Raw genomic sequence first — 23071 nt, 5'->3', positions numbered from 1 at the left:
GCCGTACTCTGGGTGACCAGGAGTCTTAGAGTGAAGCTGACGGAAGTTCTTAAGATCGTCGATAGACAGCTCGTAACCGCTCAGGTGCAGTAGAGAGTAAATCAGCATAGAGCCGTGGCCGTTAGACAGTACGAAACGGTCGCGGTCAGCCCACTCTGGGTTAGCTGGGTTGTGGTTTAGGTGAGAACGCCAAAGAACTTCAGCGATATCAGCCATACCCATAGGTGCGCCTGGGTGGCCAGAGTTAGCTTGTTGAACACCATCCATGCTAAGAGCGCGGATTGCATTTGCCAGATGTTTACGAGAAGACATGTCTGCTCCTGAGTGCATTAAGCGAATTGATAAAGGAATGTGGGCACTTTCACTGAGTGAACCAAGTACAAAAGTGCGGGCAATATTCTCTCAGAGCCAAAATCTGACTGCAAACGTTTTACTCACCATTTTTGAGGTTTTAACTCAATCTTTTCGCAGTTAATGGGCAATTTATGAAAAATTCACCCCGTCAAAAGCAAACGATTGGGTAATAAGCTAGACGAATTCAAATCGAAAAAGAGCTTGTAATTCGACTGTGGGAAATTAAAATAGACGTCTAGATGTAGAAACACCTACAAACTGTATTGTATTTTTCGTGGCAAGCTTGCGTTAGTTAGCCATGAGTAAACCTTAAGATTGGAGCTATCATGGCTAAGCACCTGTTCACTTCTGAGTCGGTATCAGAAGGTCATCCAGATAAAATCGCAGACCAAATCTCTGACGCAGTTCTTGATGCAATTCTTGAGCAAGACCCAAAAGCACGCGTTGCTTGTGAAACTTACGTTAAAACCGGCATGGTTATGGTTGGTGGTGAAGTAACGACTTCTGCATGGGTTGATATCGAAGAAATCACTCGTGAAACAGTTCGTGAAATCGGCTACGTTCACTCTGACATGGGCTTTGATGCGAACTCGTGTGCGGTTCTAAACACCATCGGTAAGCAGTCTCCAGACATCAACCAAGGTGTTGATAAAGCGGATCCTAAAGAGCAAGGCGCAGGCGACCAAGGCATCATGTTTGGTTACGCAACGAACGAAACTGAAATTCTAATGCCAGCTCCAATTACGTACTCTCACCTACTTGTTAAGAAACAAGCTGAAGTTCGTAAGAGCGGTAAACTAGACTTCCTTCGCCCAGATGCGAAATCTCAAGTAACGTTCCAATACGACCAAGGTAAGATTGTTGGTATCGATGCTGTTGTTCTTTCAACTCAGCACTGTGATTCAGTGACTACACCAGATCTACGTGAAGCAGTAATGGAAGAGATCATCAAGCCAGTACTACCTTCAGAGTGGATCACTAAAGACACTAACTTCTTCATCAACCCAACCGGTCGTTTCGTTATCGGTGGTCCAATGGGTGACTGTGGTCTAACTGGTCGTAAAATCATCGTAGATACTTACGGCGGCGCAGCTCGTCACGGCGGTGGTGCATTCTCTGGTAAAGATCCATCGAAAGTAGACCGCAGCGCGGCTTACGCAGCACGTTACGTAGCGAAAAACATCGTTGCAGCTGGCATGGCTGACCGTTGTGAAATCCAACTTTCATACGCTATCGGTGTTGCTGATCCAACGTCTATCATGGTTGAAACGTTCGGTACTGAGAAAGTATCACACGAAATCATCATTGAAGCGGTTCGTCAAAACTTCGACCTACGTCCATACGGCCTACAAGAAATGCTTAACCTGCTTCAACCTATCTACAAGCAGACAGCAGCATACGGTCACTTCGGTCGCGAAGAGTTCCCATGGGAAGCTACAGACAAAGCAGCTATCCTACGCGATTTCGCTGGCATCAAGTAATCGAGCCACACAAGAATCGATAAAGCCCTCGCCTCTGGCGGGGGCTTTTTGTTTCTGCCCCTTCTCTGCCTTCTCATCCTTTCCTTGAACAAAAATTCAGCAATTATTTGTAAATTGCCCCATCTCTGCCAATAGTTAACATAATGTTAAATGCACTTTTCGATGTATATAACGTAAAGAACTATGATGCAGGCTCACGTGGCTAAAAGAGTCATGAAAAACGTCAGCCAAACATCTTTATATGGCCTAGGTGCCACCGTGGGAATAAATCAAGGAGGAGTTATGCCTCGTACCGTGAACCCATCTGACTTCCAGGGTAAACGAAAGGAAGTTCCAGATAATGAATACGCCAGAACCATTCCGTGCAATACCGTTAGCTTATCGGCACCATTCCATTGGCTCGCGTTGGGCCTGCATGACTTTGTCCGCATGCCGCTCATCAGTGCCTTCTACGGCATCTGCTTTATGGCTGCTGCGATTGGTATCGTGCTTCTGGTTCAGTGGCAAGGCACGCATCTCGTCGTGATGCCAAGCCTGATTGTTTACATGTTAATAGGCCCATTCTTAGCGCTCGGCTTATATGACGCAAGTTGGGAGAGAGAACGCGGACACAAACCAAGTTTGTTCCATTCAATGAAAGCCATCGGGCGAAACTCCAGCTCTCAGTGGGCATTTGCTGTCATGCTCGCGGTATGTATGATTTTCTGGATGCGAATTGCTGCCCTACTCCATGCGCTGTACCCTTCTGTACAGGGTGCGCCACTGACTGAGTTCTTACCTTTCTTAGTTATTGGCTCGATCGTTGGTTTTGTCTTGGCTTGTGTAGTGTTCAGCATTTCTGCTTTCTCAATACCACTGATGATGGAGCGTCGTGTCGATATGATGACCGCAGTATTCACCAGCTTTAACGCAGTGAAGTCTAACATCCCAGCGATGATCGTTTGGGCTGCGATTATTTGTGGCGGTATCTTAATCGGCTTTGCGACTTACGGTATTGGTATGCTCTTCACCATGCCAATCTTAGGGTACGGTACATGGCATGCTTACCATGCAACGATTAAGAAAAAACACACGCCTTAGAAAACAGATGGTATGATCCGGCCCTCGCAAACGCGGGGGCTTTTTTATTGAGTAAATGGGGTGAGTCGTGGACATAGAACTGAGCTACAAAGCCAAGCAAGTGATGGCAGATTGCATCGCGATGGCAGAGCAAGCTTTCAAGCGTTCTTTTCCTATTCCTTCTCTGACTTTCAATGTGCGCGGCAAAGCTGCGGGTAAAGCGTATTTGCAATTGAATGAAGTCCGTTTGAATCCAAAACTGTTCAGCGAAAACCCACAAGCGTTTATCCAAGAGGTTATCCCTCACGAAGTCGCCCACTTGATTACCTACCAAGTTTACGGTCGCGTTCGCCCACACGGGAAAGAATGGCAAGGTGTTATGGAGGCGGTATTCAAAGTACCAGCTAAAACCACTCACAGCTTTGACGTGGCCTCTGTTCAAGGTAAAACCTTTGAATACCGATGTGGTTGCATGACCTACCCACTTTCAATTCGTCGTCACAACAAAGTGCAGCGTAAAGAAGCGGTATACTCATGCCAAAAATGCCGCCAACCGCTGAACTTCACGGGAACTCAGCTCTCCTAACAGCACAAATTTCCTACTTTTCTATTCCAGAAAGAGAGACATTCGCTCTCAAAGTGTCTCTTTTTGCCTGTTATTGTTGGTTTGCTCATCACTAAAGCTAATTTGTGCGTGTTAGAATGAATAAAGTCATACTTTATAAAGACTTTAATCATGAAATATCTTTTCTCTTTATTCCTGCTTGCACTTTCTAGTACAGCGATTGCTGCGCCCCCAAGCTCTTTTTCCGCGGCCAAGCGCGAAGCGGTAAAAATCTACGCCGATCACCCAACTAGCTTCTACTGTGGTTGTGACATTAAATGGCAAGGCAAAAAGGGCGTGCCGGATCTCTCTTCTTGTGGCTATCAAGTTCGTAAGCAAGAAAAACGCGCATCACGCATCGAGTGGGAGCACGTGGTTCCTGCATGGCAGTTCGGCCACCAGCGCCAGTGTTGGCAAAATGGTGGACGCAAAAACTGCACAAGAAACGACAAAGTCTTCAAATCTATGGAAGCCGATCTCCACAACCTAACTCCAGCTATCGGAGAGGTAAACGGTGACCGCTCTAACTACAACTTCAGTCAGTGGAATGGCATGGATGGCGTCAGCTACGGCCGTTGTGAAATGCAAGTAAACTTTAAGCAACGCAAAGTAATGCCGCCCGATCGCGCACGTGGTTCGATTGCCCGCACTTACTTGTACATGAGCAAAGAATACGGTTTTAAGCTTTCGAAGCAGCAAACTCAATTGATGAGTGCTTGGAACAAAACCTATCCAGTAGACAAGTGGGAATGTGAGCGTGATGAACGCATTGCTAAGATTCAAGGCAACCACAACCCATTCGTTCAAGAGGCTTGTCGCGCGCTGTAATTCCTCCCGCAATTACCGCAGTACACCTCCACTATTCGAGGCGTTGTCATTTACTGTAATGGAAACGCCTCTTGCCCCTTGTTTTTTCGCTGGAAAGCATCCATGTTAGTGTCTAAACACTCGCGTATGCAGGAAATCGAAACACAATGCGTATCCCTCGAATTTATCATCCAGAAACCATTCAACAACTTGGCATTATTGCTCTTAGCGACGATGCAGCTGGCCACATTGGTCGCGTACTTCGCATGAAAGAAGGTCAAGAAGTCCTGCTCTTTGACGGCAGCGGCGCAGAATTCCCAGCAGTCATCAGCGAAGTCAGCAAAAAGAATGTGATGGTTGAGATCTCTGAACGCGTAGAAAGCAGCATTGAGTCACCACTTAACCTTCATCTTGGTCAGGTGATTTCTCGTGGCGACAAGATGGAATTCACCATCCAAAAATCCGTAGAGCTTGGCGTAAATACGATTACACCGCTTATCTCTGAACGTTGCGGCGTAAAACTGGATCAAAAACGTTTCGAGAAGAAACTCGCTCAGTGGCAAAAAATCGCGGTTAGTGCCTGTGAGCAATGTGGCCGTAATGTAGTACCTGAAATTCGCCCTATCATGAGCTTAGAAGAGTGGTGTCAGGAAGAATACGATGGCTTGAAGCTTAACCTACATCCACGAGCGAAATACTCAATCAACACCCTGCCAACACCGGTTGAAAAAGTTCGTCTACTGATTGGCCCTGAAGGCGGTCTATCTTCTGACGAAATCGACATGACTCGCGAATACCAATTTGAAGAGACGCTACTCGGCCCTCGCGTTCTGCGCACCGAAACTGCGGCTCTGACAGCAATTACAGCCTTACAAGTTCGTTTCGGCGATCTTGGTTAAAACGGAGAAAAATAATGATCAAACTCGGTATTGTAATGGACCCAATCTCGTCCATTAACATCAAAAAAGACTCTAGCTTTGCCATGATGCTTGAAGCGCAACGCCGCGGCTACGAAATCCACTACATGGAAATGAACGATCTGCACCTAGACCAAGGTAAAGCGATCGCAGACACTAAAGTAGTTGAGCTTAAAGAAGATCCAACGGGGTGGTACGAATTCAAATCTGAGCAGACTATCGAACTGTCTGAGCTTGATGCCGTGCTAATGCGTAAAGATCCTCCGTTCGACACAGAGTACATCTACGCAACGTACATCCTTGAGCGCGCTGAAGAGCAAGGCGCACTGATCGTGAACAAGCCACAAAGCCTACGTGACTGTAACGAGAAACTGTTCACCGCTTGGTTCCCAGAGCTAACGCCAACCACCATCGTGACGCGTAAAGCAGAGAAGATTAAAGCTTTCCGTGAAGAACACGGTGATGTGATCCTTAAACCACTTGATGGTATGGGCGGCGCATCTATCTTCCGCGTGAAAGAGAACGATCCAAACGTATCGGTAATCATCGAGACACTAACAAACCACGGCCAGAACTACGCAATGGCGCAAACCTTCGTGCCAGACATCAGCAACGGTGATAAGCGTATCCTAGTGGTTGACGGTGAGCCAATGCCTTACTGCCTTGCTCGTATCCCTGCAAAAGGCGAAACGCGCGGTAACCTAGCGGCAGGCGGTACAGGTGAAGCTCGTCCGCTTAGCGAAACTGATATGAAGATCGCCCAAGCAGTCGCACCAACACTGAGAGAAAAAGGGCTTATCTTTGTTGGTCTTGATGTGATTGGCGACAAGCTAACAGAAATCAACGTAACGAGCCCAACTTGTATTCGCGAAATCGAAGCAGCTTTTGATATTTCAATCACTGGCAAGCTAATGGACGCAATTGAGCGCCGCGTAAAAGGCGAATAACTCAAACTGTATTACAGTTAATAGAGAGCGTTGTGCATTAACTTAAGCAAACTCATGCACATACCCTAGGGTTGCAAGCATGCTGTTTGCTTAAGTGTTTCTAATAGCCTTATAAGGTCGAGATGAGAATGAACCTCACAAACCATTTCTTAGTTGCGATGCCGGGAATGAAAGATCCCTACTTCCAGAATAGCGTTATCTACGTCTGTGAACACAACGAAGAGGGCGCGATGGGGTTAATGATCAATGCACCCGTCGATATCACGGTTGGTAACATGCTCAAGCAAGTCGAAGTGCAACCCGTGCACCCTAGATTGTTCGAAGCAAGTTTAGATAGACCCGTCTACAATGGTGGACCTGTTTCTGAAGATCGCGGGTTCATCCTGCACAAACCAAAAGACTACTACGAATCAAGCATTCAAATGACTGATGAGCTCACGGTTACCACGTCTAAAGACATCTTGTCGGTACTTGGTACTGAAGCGGAACCAAGTGATTATCTCGTGGCGCTGGGTTACTCCGGTTGGAGTGCAGGACAATTAGAAGCCGAGTTAGTAGAGAACTCTTGGTTGACCATTGAGGCAACGCCAGAGATCATCTTTGAAACACCTATCATCGACCGTTGGAAAAAAGCCGTTGAGAAATTGGGCATCGATCCAAGCCAGTTATCTTCCGATGCTGGACACGCGTAGCGCGCTCTCCCGCGACAACCTATTTTTATTGATTTAGATTCGAGACACCTTATGTCACGCACTATTATGGCTTTCGATTTCGGTACCAAGAGCATTGGTAGCGCCATCGGACAAGAAATCACGGGAACCGCTTCCCCGCTCAAAGCGTTCAAAGCGAATGACGGCATTCCAAACTGGGATGATATCGAGAAGCAAATTAAAGAGTGGCAACCGGATTTATTGGTCGTTGGCCTGCCTACCGATTTGCACGGTAAAGCTCTAGAAACCATCACGCCACGAGCGAAGAAGTTCGCTAATCGCTTACAAGGTCGCTACGGCTTACCCGTTGAATTGCATGATGAGCGCCTATCGACAGCCGAAGCACGCTCAGAGCTATTCAGTATGGGTGGCTACAAAGCACTATCGAAAGGCAATATCGACTGCCAATCAGCGGTCGTGATTCTTGAGAGTTGGTTTGAAAGCCTTTGGGGTGAGTAAACACTTCAAGCACAATGAAAAAAGGTTGGCATCTGCCAACCTTTTTCGTTTCTGGAATGGATTAATCCATATCGATCTTAACGTTCGCCAGCGTGCCCGTAGAGAAGCCTTCACCGCGCTGCGTCTTCAACATCAAACGCAGATCGTTAGCTGAATCAGCACTGTGCAATGCATCTTCTTCACTGATCTTACCTTGCATCACTAGCTTGTAGAGTGACTGGTCAAAGGTCAGCATCCCAAATTCATTCGAGCGTGCCATGGTGGTTTTCAACTCATGCAGATCACCACGGCGGATCAGATCCGAAACGCGTGGACTGTTTAACAAGATCTCAAACACGCCATGACGACCTTGACCGTTCTTATCACGGATCAACTGCTGACCAACCACACCTTTTAAGTTCATCGATAGATCAAACAGGAACTGATCTTTCTGGTCTTTCGGCACTAAGTGCAGAATACGCTCAAGCGCTTGGTTTGCATTGTTGGCGTGCAGTGTCGCCATACACAAGTGGCCCGTCTCAGCAAAGGTCATTGCGTATTCCATCGTTTCTCGGCTACGAATCTCACCAATCAAAATCATGTCTGGCGCTTGACGCAGTGAGTTCTTCAACGCCACTTCATAGCTGTCGGTATCCAAGCCCACTTCACGCTGAGTCACAATACAACGCTTATGCTCGTGCACAAATTCAATTGGGTCTTCTACCGTCAGAATATGCCCAGTTTTATTGCTGTTACGGTAGCCAGTCATCGCCGCCATAGTCGTTGATTTACCAGAACCTGTTGCACCAACCACCAGCACCAAACCACGCTTTGCAATTGCAAGATCTTGTAGAACCAAAGGAAGTTTAAGTTCTTCAAAAGTAGGAATATTGGTCTCGATACGACGAATCACCGCGCCAGGCAATTCACGTTGGAAGAAGGCACTGACACGGAAACGACCGCAATCACGGACAATGGCAAAGTTAGACTCACGGCTTTTACGAAACTCCTGACGTCGCTCCGGATCCATCGCACTATCGAGTAACACAGCCACATCATTTTCTGTCAACTTATCGCCTTGCGGGCGCAGTTCGCCATCGACACGAAACAAGATCGGCGCACCAACAGTGATGTAGAGATCCGACGCCTTTAACGCCAACATGCCTTCGAGAAATTTATTCAGATCCATCGTCCGTATTCGCTATTACCTGTGTGATTCGTTACGAGAATTGCTGCGCTTCAATTTCAACTTTCTTATCCACTTCTTCACGCGACACCATGCCTTGCGCCATCAATTGACGAGCATTTTGTTCCATGGTCTGCATGCCGTGAGCTGCACCTGTCTGAATGATCGAGTACATCTGCGCGACTTTATCTTCACGAATAAGGTTTCGGATCGCCGGTGTTGCCATCATGATTTCATGACACGCAATACGACCACCGCCGTTACGTTTCAAAAGCTTTTGCGCGATAACCGAACGCAGCGATTCCGACAACATCGAGCGCACCATGTCTTTGTCGCTCCCCGGGAAAACATCGATAATACGGTCGATGGTTTTCGCCGCAGAGCTCGTGTGTAGTGTACCGAAAACAAGGTGACCAGTTTCAGCCGCTGTCAGCGCTAGACTGATGGTTTCTTTGTCACGCATCTCACCGACTAGAATCACATCCGGGTCTTCACGCAATGCGCTACGCAGCGCGTTTTGGAAGCTGTGTGTATCACGGTGAACTTCACGTTGGTTGATCAGACACTTATTGTTGTTGTGGACAAATTCAATTGGATCTTCAATTGTTAGGATGTGCTTATTGTGATTACGGTTAATGTAGTCAACAATGGCTGCCAAGGTCGTCGATTTACCAGAACCCGTTGGGCCAGTAACCAGTACCAGACCTTTCTCGGCGTTAGCGATTTTTCTGAAGATCTCAGGAGCTTCTAGCTCTTCCAGTGTTGGAATGCTGCTTGGGATGGTACGGAACACAGCCGCACAACCGCGAGATTGGTTGAAAGCATTGACACGAAAACGGCCAACGTTATGCAATTCAAATGAGAAATCGACTTCGAGTTTTTCTTCGAACTCACTGCGCTGCGCATCGTTCATGATTTCAAAAACCAAACGGTGCACTTCTTGGTGTGTAAACGCTGGAATGCCCAGCTTTCTCACATCACCATCAATACGAACCATTGGTGGTACACCTGCAGAAAGATGTAGATCCGAAGCATTATGTTTTACACTAAAATCCAGTAACTCAGTGATATCCATTTAAAATCCTTAAGTCTAAAGTACAGCTATGAGTAGTATTCAACAAAACATTGAACATATCACCTCTCAAATTCGACACGACGAACAAAAATGCGGTCGTTCTCCAGAGTCCGTGCAACTTCTAGCAGTAAGCAAAACTAAACCTGTCGAGGCAATTCTCGAAGCTTACCAAGGTGGCCAGCTGGCATTTGGTGAGAACTACGTCCAAGAGGGCGTCAGTAAAGTTCAGCACTTTGCCGAGCATTATCCAGATAATCGAATCGAATGGCACTTCATTGGTCCAATTCAATCCAATAAATCACGTCCTGTTGCTGAACATTTCGATTGGGTTCACACCGTTGATCGCGCTAAGATCGCTCAGCGCCTCAATGACCAACGTCCTAGCGAACTAAAACCGCTGCAAGTTCTGATTCAAGTAAACACCAGTGGTGAAGAATCAAAATCAGGCGTCAGCGATGCAGAAATATTCGAGCTGGCTGAGTTGATTTCTCGCCTTCCAAACCTCACGTTAAGAGGGTTGATGTCGATTCCTGCCAACGTGCCAGATTACGAATCACAACTTCGTGCATTTAAACAACTGGAAGCGCTAAAGCAAAAGCTAGCTCAGCAATACCCTGATGTCGATACGCTATCTATGGGAATGAGCGGCGACATGGATGCAGCAATCGAAGCAGGTAGCACCATGGTGCGCATCGGCACAGCGATTTTTGGCGCGCGCGACTACAGCAAAAAGCAATAAAGCGAATCGTTGTTAGACACTGTGAATTTGAGCCTGACTGCCGTCTCTTTCGGTAGCCAGAATAAAGTGACGCAATTATACACCTGAGCGCACAACAAATTGTAAGAATTTATATTTGGAAATCAGACATATGGAACATAAAAAGATTGCCTTTATCGGCGCGGGAAACATGGTGCGAGCGATTGTTTCTGGCCTTGTAGCAAATGGCTACCCTGCACAGAGCATCATTGCGACTGCCCCATCTGAGACGCGTCGCCAACCTCTTGAGCAAGACTTTGGTATCCGTACCACCAGCGATAACATCGCAGCCGCGACAGAAGCGGATGTTGTGGTATTGTCTGTGAAGCCACAAATGATGGAAGAAGTGTGTAAACCACTGCAATCTATCGACTTCAGCAATAAACTGGTTATCTCTATTGCAGCTGGTATCAACTGTTCACGTTTGGATGACATGCTAGCGACTAAGCTCAACTTGGTTCGCGTGATGCCAAACACACCCTCGCAACTTGGCTTGGGCATGAGTGGTCTTTACGCGCCTGAATATGTGCAAGAACAAGATAAAGCTTTCGCGGCAGAGCTAATGCAAGCCTGCGGTAAGGTATGTTGGGTTGAACAAGAGTCTGGCATCAATAACGTAATTGCAGCGGCAGGCAGCGCACCGGCTTACTTCTTCCTGTTTATGGAAGCGATGCAGGCAGAAGCGATTGCTCAAGGCTTCGATAAAGACACTGCTCGCACGTTAGTTCAGCAAGCAGCACTTGGCGCGGCAAGCATGGTTGTGGAAAATCCAGAAACTGAGCTTTCAACGCTACGCGAGAACGTGACATCAAAAGGTGGCACAACGGCAGAAGCACTACGCACGTTCAACGAGCACCAACTGTCTGATATTGTGGCAAAAGCAATGCAAGCTGCGGTTGCTCGTGCTGAAGAAATGGAAAAACTGTTTTAATGACTTGAGTGGCACCCACTCTGTGTCACTCACTTACTTGTTAAGGGTACCTTATGAATTCAATGAGTTTTCTCATCTCAACCCTATTTGACCTGTACATCATGGTCGTGATTTTGCGTATATGGTTGCAAGCTGCTCGTGCAGATTTCTACAACCCATTCTCGCAGTTCATCGTCAAAGCAACCCAACCGGTTGTAGGACCGCTGCGCCGCGTGATCCCATCCATCGGCAGCATCGACCTAGCGACAGTACTGTTTGCTTACGTGTTGTGTGTGCTTAAGTTTGTTGCGCTGATCCTGATCGCTTCTAGTGGTTCGGTGTCATTCAGCATGGACTTCTTATTCCTAGGCTTATTGTCTCTGATTAAGGCCGCTGGCGGCTTATTGTTCTGGGTACTACTGATCCGTGCAATCCTAAGCTGGGTTAGCCAAGGTCGCAGCCCTATCGAGTACGTATTCCATCAACTAACTGAGCCAATGCTAGCACCAATCCGTCGCATCATCCCTGCAATGGGCGGCTTCGACTTGAGCGTGCTAGTGCTGTTCATTGGTCTGCAATTTGCTAACTTCCTGATGGGCGACATGATTGGTCCTATCTGGTACCAACTATAATGTCAGAAGCAGTTTGGCATGACGGCGAAGATGTGGTGCTTCGGCTCTACATCCAACCAAAAGCAAGCCGCGACAAGATCGTCGGCTTGCATGGTGAAGAGCTCAAAATTGCCATCACAGCACCGCCTGTCGATGGTAAAGCGAATGCGCACCTTACCAAGTTTTTAGCCAAACAATTTAAAGTTGCTAAAGGTTTGGTTCACATAGAAAAAGGTGAACTGGGACGTCATAAGCAAATTCGGATAGAATCCCCAGTACAAATACCAACAGAAATTAAAGCCATCATTTGATGGCTTTTTATTTACGAAATTCGTACCAATAATAAAACGCCCGATTCGAGGAAGTGATAATGAGCAAATGGATTACCGCCCTACTGATCAGCCTGTTGTCTTTACCAAGCATGGCAGGTCAGTTCAAAACCATGAAAGACATCGAGGTCCACTACATCGCGTTTAACTCGACCTTTTTAACTCCCAAGATCGCCCGTAGCTACGACATCAAGCGTAATGGCTACAATGCCGTACTGAACATCAGTGTGCTCGACAGCGCCTCTCTGGGTAAACCTGCCGTTGAAGCTAAAATCAGTGGTCAGGCGAAGAACCTTATCGGTCAAACGCAAAAGCTCACCTTCCGTGAAGTGAAAGAAGGTGATGCGATTTACTACCTAGCTGAGCTCGGTATTACTAACGAAGAAACTTTTACCTTCGATATTGACGTTAAAGCTGGAAACAAAGGCTCAGGTAAGCTTAAATTCACCCAGAAATTTTATGTCGAAGAGTAATTGGGTTGTGATGATCTAAAAGCTTTTAGAACATCATAACTCTAGAACCAATTTAATCAGGGAGAACACTGCGTTCTCCCTTTATCGCTACAGAAAGAGACGACCATGAAAAAGATAGTGCTAGCAACAGGCAACCAAGGCAAAGTTCGCGAGATGGCAGATCTGCTGTCTGACTTCGGTTTTGAAGTATTGGCGCAAAGTGAATTCAACGTATCTGAAGTAGCAGAAACTGGCACGACTTTCATCGAAAACGCGATCATCAAAGCTCGCCATGCAGCACAAGAAACAGGTCTTCCTGCGATTGCGGACGACTCTGGCTTAGAAGTCGATTTCTTGAAAGGTGCTCCGGGCATTTACTCTGCACGTTACGCAGGTGAAAAAGCCTCTGACCAAGAGAACCTAGAGAAGCTACTTAAAGCAATGGAAGGCGTACCAGAAGCAGAGCGCACCGCTCGTTTCCACTGCGTATTGGTTTTGATGCGTCACGAGAACGACCCAACCCCTATCGTTTGTCACGGTAAGTGGGAAGGTCGCATTCTAACTGAAGCACACGGTGAAAATGGCTTTGGCTACGACCCAATCTTCTTCGTGCCTGAAGACAACTGCGCGTCTGCGGAGCTTGAGCCAGCACGTAAGAAGCAACTGTCTCACCGCGGTAAAGCACTCAAGTCGTTGTTTGCTCAATTGTCTGAGCAAGTGTCTCAGTAATCTCGAGCGAATTAGACCATGTTAACGCCCCCAGCACTGAGCTTGTATGTACACATCCCGTGGTGTGTACAAAAGTGCCCGTATTGCGACTTTAACTCTCACGCGCTCAAAGCCGAAATCCCAGAAGAAGAGTACATCAATGCCCTTCTTGAAGACTTGGATACTGACATTGAGAAATACCGTCTTAACGAAGCGCCACGTCCACTGCATTCAATCTTCATTGGTGGTGGTACGCCAAGTTTGATTTCGGCAGAAGGCATCGAGCGTCTGCTTAAAGGTATTGAAGCGCGTATTCCGTTCAAGCCTGAAATCGAAATCACCATGGAAGCTAACCCAGGCACCATTGAAGCAGAGCGTTTTGTTGGCTACCGCAAGGCTGGTGTAACGCGAATCTCTATCGGCGTGCAAAGCTTTGAACAACAGAAGCTGGAGCGTTTGGGGCGTATTCACGGTCAAGACGAAGCCGTCAATGCTGCTAAGCTGGCGCACCAAATCGGTTTGAACAGCTTTAACCTCGATCTCATGCACGGTTTACCAGATCAAAGCATCGAACAAGCCTTAGCAGATTTGGACAAAGCGATTGAGTTGGCGCCGCCGCACTTGTCTTGGTATCAGCTGACCATCGAACCAAACACCATGTTCTACTACAAGCCACCGACTCTGCCTGATGACGATGACTTGTGGGATATCTTCGAGCAAGGACATGAGAAACTCGCAGCGGCAGGTTACGTTCAATACGAGATTTCTGGTTACAGCAAGCCGGGCTATCAGTGCCAGCACAACCTGAACTATTGGCGCTTTGGTGACTACCTTGGCATTGGTTGCGGCTCACACGGTAAGCTGAGCTTTGCTGATGGTCGCATCGTTCGTACCACTAAGGTCAAGCATCCACGCGGCTATCTGATGGCATACCAAAACATGGTGAAGCCGTACTTGGATAGTGAACAGCTTGTGGCTGATGAAGATCGTCCGTTTGAGTTCTTTATGAACCGTTTCCGCTTAATGGAGGCGTGCCCGAAACAAGACTACATCGATACGACAGGTCTGCCGTTGAGCTCAATTCAAGAGACTATCGATTGGGCGCTTGAAATGGGTTACCTGAGTGAAACAGAGACTCACTGGCAAATTACCGAGAAAGGTAAGCTGTTCCTCAATGACTTGCTTGAAGCCTTTATGGCGGAAGAGGAATAAGAAAGGGAATCGAGATTCGGGAACGGACTGGGTCCTTCGAGAAACAGAATGTATGACTACATTTACCTAGGCAGAAACAAAAAGGGTTGGCGCTCAAACGCCAACCCTTTCTTTTATTCGTAACAACACTTATCTAAAGCGAAGCGTTCCTAAGTCCCGAATCCACAAGGACGAAGTCCGTTCCCATATCCAAGTGCAAAGCGCTTTTAAAAAATCGAACGACCAATGCGCTCGGCAAGTAGCTCAAGCGCTTTAGTACCAGCGAGTGAGTTACCAGATGCATCAAGCTCTGGAGACCAAACAGCAATCGTCATTTCACCCGGAACGACAGCGATGATGCCACCGCCAACACCAGACTTACCCGGCATACCAACGCGGTAAGCAAATTCACCAGCACCATCGTACAAGCCACAAGTTGCTAGCAATGCATTCAACTGCTTGGTTTGCGTTGGTGATACCACAGGCTTACCCGTTTGTACCGACGTGCCTTTATTGGCTAAGTAGCTAAAGGTCTTCGCCAGATCGACACAGCTCATCTTCAACGCACAAGCATGAAAGTAGTTTTGCAGAACGGGGATAACCTCGTTCTCGAAGTTACCAAATGAACGCATCAAGTACGCAATCGCAGCGTTGCGGTCGCCATGCATCATTTCAGACGCGGCAACCACTTTGTCGTACACAATATGAGTGTCACCAGATAGCTGACGAGCAAATTCCAATAGACGCTGACGCGGCGCAGAGAGACGGCTTTGCAGCAAATCAGCGACCACAATAGCACCGGCGTTAATGAACGGGTTACGTGGAATGCCCTGCTCCATCTCTAACTGGATCATCGAGTTAAACGCCTGACCAGAAGGCTCTTTACCTACACGACACCAGATCTCTTCTTGCTTGTACAAACACATAGCCAGAGTCAGGCTCAACGCTTTTGAGATCGACTGAATCGAAAACGACTCTTCTGCATCGCCCGCTTTAATCACTTCACCTTCATTGGTGTATACCGCGATACCCAGTTTGGTATTGGGTACTTTTGCCAATGCGGGAATGTAGTCGGCGACTTTGCCTTGACCAATTAAAGGGCGAACTTCCGCTAGAATGTCTGTCAAAATTTGCGCTGTAGGTTTCATCTTCTACCTTCTTGTCACAAGAACCCAAATAGCTGAGTTCAGAGGTAAAAAAAGCCAACGCGGACGTTGGCTTTTCCATGGAATTTATTCGACTCAAGTCGATTATGGTTTTATTGCCACAATGATGTTGCGGTTGATGGATTGATCAACACGGTGAAGATAACCGATGTAAGGCTCTTCTGAAAGTACCTTCCACCCTTGCTCTTCAAATAATGCCGCCACGTCTTTCCACTTCAAGGTGAATTCGTTAAAAGACAGCACCACAGAACCTTGCTTCTTCAGCACCACTTTCCATGCAGGCAGAGCCTCTTTTAGAAGCTCCAGTGGGCTGCGGTTCAGTTTGCTGTCTTTGGCATTTTTGCTGCCGTGCTGCACGCCGTAAGGCAAGTCAGACACCATCACATCTACCGAGTTCTTCTTCACAACTTGGTCTGCAATACGCGTATCTGCTGAGTACAGCTTCATTGTTTGAAGATTACCTTTGTTGTAATCGTCTTTGTCTGCTGCTGCCTCAACCACGAAGCCATCTGCCACTTTTTTACCACCAGAAGTGCGCTTTTCTTTGCTCACTTTGTGCTTAAAGCGACCGTTCTTCATGAACTTAACGATGAAGGTTTGGATCTCTTGAACCCATTTCTGGTTGATCTCCACACCCACAACATTCAAGCCGTGGATCAAACCTTCAAACAGTGTTGTACCTTTACCACACATAGGATCCATCAGCGTCAATTGCGTACTGCCCGTGTTGGCAGCACTGACGCCTAGGTTCACCATCAAACGCGTAAACTGCTCGTTTGTTTTACCTGTGTAACGCAGGATCTGACTCATGCTCTCAGGGAAAGTATTGAATGCAGGCGCCTGAATTGGACGTAATAAGCCATCTTCACGCACTTCAAATAGCGCGTAGTAGATAGATGACGCAGCAATCTTGCCAGCCTGTGCTTCACTTAGTTCAGTTTCGCAAGAGAACACAAGTGCAGCAGGCAGACCCACGTCTTTGTTGCCAATTTCAGTTACTTCAACACCTTCCGAGGCCAAAATCGCTTTTAGCTCAGAACATGCAATCGTCATTGCGCTATCAAAGTAAATACGGTTATGACCCGGATTCGCTAATATCGCGTAGTGGTACATCTACTGGCTCCTTAAGCAGTACGCTTGAATTTGATATCCCACACACCGTGACCTAGACGGTGACCGCGAGCTTCAAACTTAGTCAGTGGACGTTCTTCTGGGCGAGGAATGAAGTCGCCTTCTTCAGCGATGTTTTCGAAACCAGGTGCTTGGTTCATGATTTCAATCATGTGCTCAGCGTAGTTTTCCCAGTCAGTCGCCATGTGGAAGATACCTTCATTAAGGATAAGCTTCTGACGAACCATTTCAGCGAACTCAAGCTGTACAATACGACGCTTGTGGTGACGCTTTTTGTGCCATGGGTCTGGGAAGAACAGTTGTAGCGTTGCTAGGCTGCCATTTGAGATCATGTGTTCGAATACTTCTACCGCATCGTGACACATTACACGTAGGTTCGTGATACCTGCTTCGCGAGCATCTGCAAGACAAGCACCAACGCCTGGACTATGCACTTCGATACCGATGAAGTTTTTCTCTGGCGCGTTCTTTGCCATTTCAACCAATGAAGCACCCATACCAAAACCGATCTCAAGCACTACTGGGTTATCGTTGCCAAATACTTCTTTCCAATCAAGAAGTTCAGCTTTGTAGTCGATACCCATTGTTGGCCAGCACTCGTTCATCGCATTCTCTTGGCCCTTAGTTAGACGACCTTCGCGACGCACGAAACTGCGGATTTTACGGATCATTTTACCGTCTTCGTTGTATTCGTTAGTGGTTACTTCACTCATTGATTTTGCCTGCACATTGATTAATCAAAGCGGGGATTATCCAAAGAATTCACTTAGGTGCAAGTATTTGTTGAGCTATCGGACTATGGCAGCCCAAAAGCAAACAAACCAGACACAATATCCCCACAGTTTATCTGTTGTACTTACACCACAATCTGTGGTGCAATTTTGCTCCTAACCAATAATAGAATACAGAGCAAGTCGTGACACCTTTCGCCAGTGCCATCTTAGAATGGTATGACGCATATGGAAGAAAAGATCTTCCGTGGCAACAAAACAAGACCGCTTACAGTGTCTGGTTGTCTGAAATCATGCTTCAGCAAACTCAGGTCACTACGGTTATCCCTTATTACCAACGCTTTTTGGAGCGCTTCCCGACCGTGGTCGATCTTGCCAATGCTGAGCAAGATGAAGTGCTGCACCTTTGGACCGGCTTAGGTTATTACGCACGTGCTCGTAACCTTCACAAAGCCGCAAAAGAGGTCGCCCATAAATACAATGGTGAGTTTCCTCTAGACCTAGAGCAGATGAATGCCCTACCGGGGGTTGGTCGCTCCACCGCAGCTGCGGTTCTCTCTTCTGTCTATAAACAGCCACATGCGATATTAGACGGCAACGTAAAACGCACACTTTCACGCTGTTTTGCCGTGGATGGATGGCCTGGACAAAAGAAAGTCGAAAACCAATTGTGGGAAATCGCAGAAACGCACACACCACAAACAGACGTAGACAAGTACAATCAAGCCATGATGGATATGGGTGCCATGATGTGTACCCGCAGCAAGCCTAAATGCACCTTGTGTCCAGTCAGCGATCTTTGTGTGGCAAAGAAACAAGGTAATGTGCTTGATTATCCGGGTAAGAAGCCGAAAAAAGACAAACCAGTTAAGCAAACACGTTTCGTTATGCTGCACCACAAAAATGGTGATAGCCACGAAGTTTGGCTAGAACAAAGACCGCAGACGGGAATTTGGGGCGGGCTATTTTGCTTTCCACAAACTGAGCATATTGATGTAGAGAGCGATATTGAATTGCTGCTGGAACAACGTGGTATTCAAGCCGACGATATTAAACATCAAGAAACTCTGATTACGTTTCGTCATACATTCAGCCATTACCATCTCGATATCACACCGATTTTGATTGACCTGTCAAAGCAACCCAATGTGGTGATGGAAGGTAACAAAGGTCTTTGGTATAACTTATCTAAACCTGAAGAAGTCGGTTTAGCTGCACCAGTAAAACTGCTACTGGAAGCGCTACCCCACGAACTTCGTTAATTAATTGCAAGGAGTCATTATGAGCCGCACTGTTTTTTGTGCTCGACTAAAGAAAGAAGGCGAAGGTCTAGACTTTCAACTTTACCCAGGTGAACTAGGTAAACGCATTTTCGATAACATCTCGAAAGAAGCTTGGGCTCAATGGCAACAGAAACAAACCATGTTGATCAACGAGAAGAAGCTCAACATGATGGATCCAGAGCACCGTAAACAGCTTGAAACAGAAATGGTGAACTTCCTTTTCGAAGGCAAAGAGGTTCACATTGAGGGCTACACGCCACCAAGCGAATAAAGCAAACTTGTTTTAAAACAATGACATCACAACCAAACTTGTGGTGTCATTTTTATATTAGAGACCACAAAGCCATCTCAATAGTTATGAAAAAAATCGCCTTTATCGCTACTGCCCTTTTAATGGCAGGTTGTAGCCGTGAGTTCGTAGAAAAGATTTATGACGTCGATTACGAGCCGACCAACCGTTTTGCCAACAATCTAGCAGAACTACCAGGACAGTTTGAAAAAGACACCGATGCCTTAGATTCACTGATCAGTAGCTTCTCTGGCAACATCAAAAAGCGATGGGGTCAACGCGAAGTTAAAGTCGCGGGTAAAAGCAATTACGTCAAATATATCGATAACTATTTGAGCCGTGCCGAAGTCGATTTCCAAAAAGGTGTGATTACTATCGAGACGGTTTCTCCAACCGAACCACAAAAACACCTCAAGAACGCTATCATCACAACCCTTTTGACACCGGACGATCCAGCCAGTGTCGACCTATTCTCGTCTAAAGAGATCAAACTGGAAGGCCAACCCTTTCTTTACAATCAGGTCGTTGATCAAGACAAAAAGCCCATTCAATGGTCATGGCGCGCAAATCGTTTTGCCGATTATTTGATTGCTAACCAAGTCAAAACCAAGGATGTCGATTTCAAGAAAGCCTACTACGTTGAAATCCCAATGGTAGAAGATCACTTCTCACAACGTAGTTACCAATACGCAGACATCGTGCGCCGTGCATCGAAGAAATACGATATTCCTGAAGATCTAATTTACGCCATCATCAAAACCGAAAGTAGCTTTAACCCATATGCGGTAAGTTGGGCAAATGCGTATGGATTGATGCAGGTTGTACCAAAAACCGCGGGTCGTGATGTATTTAAGCTAGTGAAGAATCGTTCAGGGCAACCAAGTCCCGAGTATTTGTTTAACCCAGAAAACAACATTGATACTGGAACGGCTTACTTTTACATCCTTAAAAACCGCTATTTGAAAGATGTGCAACACCCAACCTCGTTGGAGTACAGCATGATTTCTGCTTACAACGGTGGAACTGGTGGTGTTTTGAACACTTTCCACCGCACAGATCGCAAACGTGCGATGCAAGATTTGAATTCTTTACAGCCAAACCAAGTTTATTGGGCTCTAACGAAGAAACATCCGAATGCAGAAGCACGCCGTTACCTAGAAAAAGTTACAAATTTCAAAAAGGAATTTAACGCAGGGTAAACTTTTTACCGACAGTTGAATAAAAAGCGTTCGAACAACCACTTTTTTGAAATTATTTAAAAAAAGTGGTTGACGGAAAGCGGGAAAATCCGTTTAATAGCGCTCCGTTGCCCGGATAGCTCAGTCGGTAGAGCAGAGGATTGAAAATCCTCGTGTCGGTGGTTCGATTCCGCCTCCGGGCACCACGATTTAAAATTGTTGGTGTCTAACACGAACAATAGAAAGAATAACGGTACGCCGACTTAGCTCAGTAGGTAGAGCAACTGACTTGTAATCAGTAGGTCACCAGTTCGATTCCGGTAGTCGGCACCATTCTTCTTTTGCCTCGATAGCTCAGTCGGTAGAGCAGAGGATTGAAAATCCTCGTGTCGGTGGTTCGATTCCGCCTCGAGGCACCATATTTGGTGCACTTGCTTAAAGCAAGACACAAACAGAATAGTTCCTCCTTAGCTCAGTTGGTAGAGCGACGGACTGTTAATCCGCAGGTCACTGGTTCAAGTCCAGTAGGAGGAGCCAAATTAGAAAGCCAAGTCTTCGGACTTGGCTTTTTTCTTATCTGCAATACCAAAACTCTCTCCCCTACTTTCTCATTCCATCGAATCTTCCCCTTCGACTCCACCGAAAAACATCCCTATTAACTCTTGGTTGATTTGATAAAAAACACTTATTTCACGCTAAAAATTTAATCCAACTCATAGTTTCAACACGACCGCATAGGCGCTTGTATACAAGTTCAATATGATGAATTTATTATTACGCCCCCTTATAAGCTATGCATTGCATAGTATGAAATACGTCTCGTGAGCTAACTATGAAATTAAAAACTCAAGCCTATTTATTATCTGCAATCATATTGGTTGCCCTACTTGCTCTTACAGCAACAGGTCTATGGACATTGCGTGTAGCAAGTAACCTTGATAACAAAGCTCGAGTTACTGAGCTATTTAAGAGTGCCTACAGCATTCTGACTGAAGTTGAGCAAATGGCAGTGGAAGGCAAAATGCCCGAAGCTGAAGCCAAAGCTCTGGCTACCCGTCTGCTTCGTAACAATATCTACAAAGATAACGAATACGTTTATGTTGCCGATGAGAACATGATGTTCGTTGCTGCCCCGCTTGACCCTCAACTACATGGAACAAGTTTCCACGATTTCCGCGATGGTGATGGGAACAGTGTCGGTCAGTTAATCTTAGATGTGCTGGGTCGTAAAACAGGTCAGATCGTTGAATACACTTGGACACAAAAACTTCCTGACGGCACGATCGAAGAAAAGCACTCTATCGCAGAGAAAACACCGCATTGGAACTGGGTAGTTGGTACTGGTATCGGCTTTAATGAAGTCAATGCACGCTTCTGGTCAACAGCACAATGGCAGCTAGCACTGTGTATGGCGATTGCTGGCGCGATTCTAGGCGGCTTAATCATCTCTATCCGTAAGATGCTTAATCTACTTGGCGGTGAGCCAAATGACGTTAGACAAGCCGTTCAGGCCGTCGCTCAGGGTAATATCCAAACCAGCTTTGAATACACAGCCCCTAAAGACAGCATCTATGGTGCCGTACAAGAGATGAGTCAATCTCTGGCTAAGATGGTAACTAACCTGGACGAATCAATGCACGCATTACGTTCAGAGCTATCAGCCGTAGAGTCTCGCTCTAATTCGATCGCTGATCTGACCATGTCTCAGCAGCAGTCGACGGCGATGATCGCAACAGCGATGACAGAAATGGCTTCTTCAGCTAACCATGTTGCAAGTTCGGCAAGTGATACTGCACATAACACCGATGAAGCAGACAAACAGAGCCAACACACGCAATCATTGATCCACAGTACGGTCGATAATATTCAAGGTTTGGCGACCCAACTCAACACAGCCAGTAAAGCCGTTGCGGATCTTGACCAAGATGTAAACAGCATCGTGAAAGTTCTCGACGTAATCGGCGATATTGCGGAGCAAACTAACCTACTGGCTTTGAATGCCGCCATTGAAGCAGCTCGTGCAGGTGAACAGGGTCGAGGCTTCGCGGTAGTAGCTGATGAGGTGCGCAACCTAGCAGGACGCACACAAGACAGCACAAAAGAGATTCAACAGATGATCTCTAACCTTCAAGAAGGTTCGCGCAATGCTATCCATACAATGGAAATCTGTGCCGAAACCAGTGAAAGCACGGTAACGGAGTCTATGAACGCCTCAGAAGCGCTACAACAGATAGTAACAGCACTAGAATCAATCACAGCGATGAGCCAACAGATCGCAACTGCCGCTGCAGAGCAAACTCAAGTGAGTGATGACATTGCACACCGCATCAACCTAATTGAAGAAAGTGGTAGCCAGCTAAATACGGTGGTAACAGAAAGCCAATCAAGTACGCAAACATTGGCATCTTTAGCGGATGAACTTGAAGGTTGGGTGAACAAGTTCTCAGTAAAGCACTAGTTTAAAGTCAATTGTTCAATAAAAAGCACGTTTTCAGACGTGCTTTTTTGTTTTTATCGCCTTTATTTTGCGACAGAGCGCCCTACTTTTCTTAAAACAGCGCTTAAAGCATGGTGCATTGCTGCTCAAAATGCATAAAAACAGCCCACTCCGAGCACAAATTCATCAAACGATATTTTATTTTAATTTTATTGTTGACCTGAAAGCCGAAAAGCCTTTTAATACACCTCGTCGCCCGGATAGCTCAGTCGGTAGAGCAGAGGATTGAAAATCCTCGTGTCGGTGGTTCGATTCCGCCT

At 46.5% G+C, this 23071-nt stretch carries 24 protein-coding genes, 4 tRNA genes and 1 pseudogene; 23 read left to right on the top strand and 6 right to left on the bottom strand.

Annotated elements, in window-relative coordinates:
* Positions 1–312 (bottom strand): annotated as a pseudogene (locus VCHENC03_RS16135) (transketolase); the annotation flags it as partial.
* A gap of 368 nt (positions 313–680) precedes the next feature.
* Here VCHENC03_RS16135 and metK point away from each other — a divergent pair.
* From metK to ruvX, 8 genes are all read left to right on the top strand, one after another.
* Positions 681–1835: a methionine adenosyltransferase gene (metK, locus tag VCHENC03_RS16140; protein ID WP_005436492.1), complete on the top strand. Its 1155-nt coding sequence runs from the start codon at positions 681–683 to the stop codon at positions 1833–1835.
* Positions 1836–2117: 282 nt separating this feature from the next.
* Positions 2118–2915, top strand: coding sequence for a DUF2189 domain-containing protein (locus tag VCHENC03_RS16145; protein ID WP_009705547.1), 798 nt, complete (start codon positions 2118–2120; stop codon positions 2913–2915).
* 67 nt (positions 2916–2982) lie between these two features.
* Positions 2983–3480, top strand: a complete 498-nt coding sequence (locus VCHENC03_RS16150; RefSeq protein ID WP_005436498.1) for a SprT family zinc-dependent metalloprotease — start codon at positions 2983–2985, stop codon at positions 3478–3480.
* Positions 3481–3630: 150 nt separating this feature from the next.
* Positions 3631–4326 carry a deoxyribonuclease I gene (endA, locus tag VCHENC03_RS16155; protein ID WP_009705546.1) on the top strand — a complete coding sequence of 232 codons (696 nt, stop codon included), beginning with the start codon at positions 3631–3633 and terminating at the stop codon, positions 4324–4326.
* Between the two features lie 146 nt (positions 4327–4472).
* Positions 4473–5204, top strand: a complete 732-nt coding sequence (gene rsmE, locus VCHENC03_RS16160) for a 16S rRNA (uracil(1498)-N(3))-methyltransferase (protein ID WP_009705545.1) — start codon at positions 4473–4475, stop codon at positions 5202–5204.
* A gap of 14 nt (positions 5205–5218) precedes the next feature.
* A complete protein-coding gene (gene gshB, locus VCHENC03_RS16165; RefSeq protein ID WP_009705544.1) occupies positions 5219–6169 on the top strand; it encodes a glutathione synthase in 951 nt (316 codons plus the stop codon).
* 128 nt (positions 6170–6297) lie between these two features.
* Positions 6298–6861, top strand: a complete 564-nt coding sequence (locus VCHENC03_RS16170) for a YqgE/AlgH family protein (RefSeq protein WP_005436504.1) — start codon at positions 6298–6300, stop codon at positions 6859–6861.
* 51 nt (positions 6862–6912) lie between these two features.
* Positions 6913–7338 carry a Holliday junction resolvase RuvX gene (gene ruvX, locus VCHENC03_RS16175; protein ID WP_005436506.1) on the top strand — a complete coding sequence of 142 codons (426 nt, stop codon included), beginning with the start codon at positions 6913–6915 and terminating at the stop codon, positions 7336–7338.
* A gap of 61 nt (positions 7339–7399) precedes the next feature.
* Here ruvX and VCHENC03_RS16180 read toward each other — a convergent pair whose 3' ends face one another.
* Positions 7400–8506: a PilT/PilU family type 4a pilus ATPase gene (locus VCHENC03_RS16180; protein WP_005436509.1), complete on the bottom strand. Its 1107-nt coding sequence runs from the start codon at positions 8504–8506 to the stop codon at positions 7400–7402.
* A 31-nt stretch (positions 8507–8537) separates the two neighbouring features.
* On the bottom strand, positions 8538–9578 hold the full coding sequence (locus VCHENC03_RS16185) for a type IV pilus twitching motility protein PilT (protein WP_005436511.1): 1041 nt from the start codon (positions 9576–9578) through the stop codon (positions 8538–8540).
* 28 nt (positions 9579–9606) lie between these two features.
* On the opposite strand from VCHENC03_RS16185, the gene VCHENC03_RS16190 reads away from it, so the two are divergent.
* The 7 genes from VCHENC03_RS16190 (at position 9607) to hemW (ending at position 14557) form a co-directional block, all read left to right on the top strand.
* Positions 9607–10317, top strand: coding sequence for a YggS family pyridoxal phosphate-dependent enzyme (locus VCHENC03_RS16190; RefSeq protein WP_009705542.1), 711 nt, complete (start codon positions 9607–9609; stop codon positions 10315–10317).
* A 130-nt stretch (positions 10318–10447) separates the two neighbouring features.
* Complete coding sequence (proC, locus tag VCHENC03_RS16195) at positions 10448–11266, top strand: pyrroline-5-carboxylate reductase (protein WP_009705541.1); 819 nt, start codon at positions 10448–10450, stop codon at positions 11264–11266.
* A 53-nt stretch (positions 11267–11319) separates the two neighbouring features.
* Positions 11320–11877, top strand: a complete 558-nt coding sequence (locus VCHENC03_RS16200) for a YggT family protein (RefSeq protein ID WP_005425806.1) — start codon at positions 11320–11322, stop codon at positions 11875–11877.
* Positions 11877–12167: a DUF167 family protein YggU gene (gene yggU / locus VCHENC03_RS16205; protein WP_005425805.1), complete on the top strand. Its 291-nt coding sequence runs from the start codon at positions 11877–11879 to the stop codon at positions 12165–12167. Before VCHENC03_RS16200 ends, yggU begins: the two co-directional genes overlap by 1 nt.
* Positions 12168–12226: 59 nt before the next feature.
* On the top strand, positions 12227–12658 hold the full coding sequence (locus VCHENC03_RS16210; RefSeq protein WP_005425804.1) for a DUF4426 domain-containing protein: 432 nt from the start codon (positions 12227–12229) through the stop codon (positions 12656–12658).
* Positions 12659–12763: 105 nt separating this feature from the next.
* On the top strand, positions 12764–13366 hold the full coding sequence (locus VCHENC03_RS16215; RefSeq protein WP_005436525.1) for an XTP/dITP diphosphatase: 603 nt from the start codon (positions 12764–12766) through the stop codon (positions 13364–13366).
* Positions 13367–13384: 18 nt separating this feature from the next.
* A complete protein-coding gene (gene hemW / locus VCHENC03_RS16220; RefSeq protein WP_009705540.1) occupies positions 13385–14557 on the top strand; it encodes a radical SAM family heme chaperone HemW in 1173 nt (390 codons plus the stop codon).
* 206 nt (positions 14558–14763) lie between these two features.
* Here the strand turns inward: hemW and glsB are convergent, their stop codons facing one another.
* The 3 genes from glsB to trmB form a co-directional block, all read right to left on the bottom strand.
* A complete protein-coding gene (glsB, locus tag VCHENC03_RS16225) occupies positions 14764–15684 on the bottom strand; it encodes a glutaminase B (protein ID WP_005425799.1) in 921 nt (306 codons plus the stop codon).
* A gap of 102 nt (positions 15685–15786) precedes the next feature.
* On the bottom strand, positions 15787–16815 hold the full coding sequence (locus VCHENC03_RS16230) for a TRM11 family SAM-dependent methyltransferase (protein WP_009705539.1): 1029 nt from the start codon (positions 16813–16815) through the stop codon (positions 15787–15789).
* Positions 16816–16826: 11 nt separating this feature from the next.
* The gene (gene trmB / locus VCHENC03_RS16235) at positions 16827–17546 is read right to left on the bottom strand and encodes a tRNA (guanosine(46)-N7)-methyltransferase TrmB (protein WP_009705538.1); all 720 of its coding nucleotides are present in this window, start codon (positions 17544–17546) and stop codon (positions 16827–16829) included.
* A gap of 203 nt (positions 17547–17749) precedes the next feature.
* On the opposite strand from trmB, the gene mutY reads away from it, so the two are divergent.
* The 8 genes from mutY (at position 17750) to VCHENC03_RS16275 (ending at position 22772) form a co-directional block, all read left to right on the top strand.
* Complete coding sequence (mutY, locus tag VCHENC03_RS16240; protein ID WP_032802578.1) at positions 17750–18826, top strand: A/G-specific adenine glycosylase; 1077 nt, start codon at positions 17750–17752, stop codon at positions 18824–18826.
* A 19-nt stretch (positions 18827–18845) separates the two neighbouring features.
* Positions 18846–19118 (top strand): oxidative damage protection protein, encoded by a 273-nt coding sequence (locus VCHENC03_RS16245; RefSeq protein ID WP_005436530.1) that lies wholly within the window; start codon positions 18846–18848, stop codon positions 19116–19118.
* 86 nt (positions 19119–19204) lie between these two features.
* A complete protein-coding gene (gene mltC / locus VCHENC03_RS16250; RefSeq protein WP_009705536.1) occupies positions 19205–20335 on the top strand; it encodes a membrane-bound lytic murein transglycosylase MltC in 1131 nt (376 codons plus the stop codon).
* A gap of 109 nt (positions 20336–20444) precedes the next feature.
* A tRNA-Phe gene (locus VCHENC03_RS16255) sits at positions 20445–20520 on the top strand.
* A 51-nt stretch (positions 20521–20571) separates the two neighbouring features.
* Positions 20572–20647: transfer RNA gene (locus VCHENC03_RS16260), tRNA-Thr, on the top strand.
* A gap of 10 nt (positions 20648–20657) precedes the next feature.
* Positions 20658–20733, top strand: a tRNA-Phe gene (locus tag VCHENC03_RS16265).
* 42 nt (positions 20734–20775) lie between these two features.
* Positions 20776–20851: transfer RNA gene (locus tag VCHENC03_RS16270), tRNA-Asn, on the top strand.
* Positions 20852–21146: 295 nt separating this feature from the next.
* Entirely contained in the window at positions 21147–22772 is a 1626-nt protein-coding gene (locus tag VCHENC03_RS16275; RefSeq protein WP_009705535.1) for a methyl-accepting chemotaxis protein, read from the top strand.
* The last annotated feature ends 299 nt before the right edge of the window (positions 22773–23071 follow it).

This window comes from Vibrio sp. HENC-03 (genome assembly GCF_000305755.2).
GTDB lineage: Bacteria > Pseudomonadota > Gammaproteobacteria > Enterobacterales > Vibrionaceae > Vibrio > Vibrio owensii.
The sequence above is the reverse complement of the archived record's forward strand: the minus strand, read 5'-3'. Positions and strand labels throughout refer to the sequence as shown.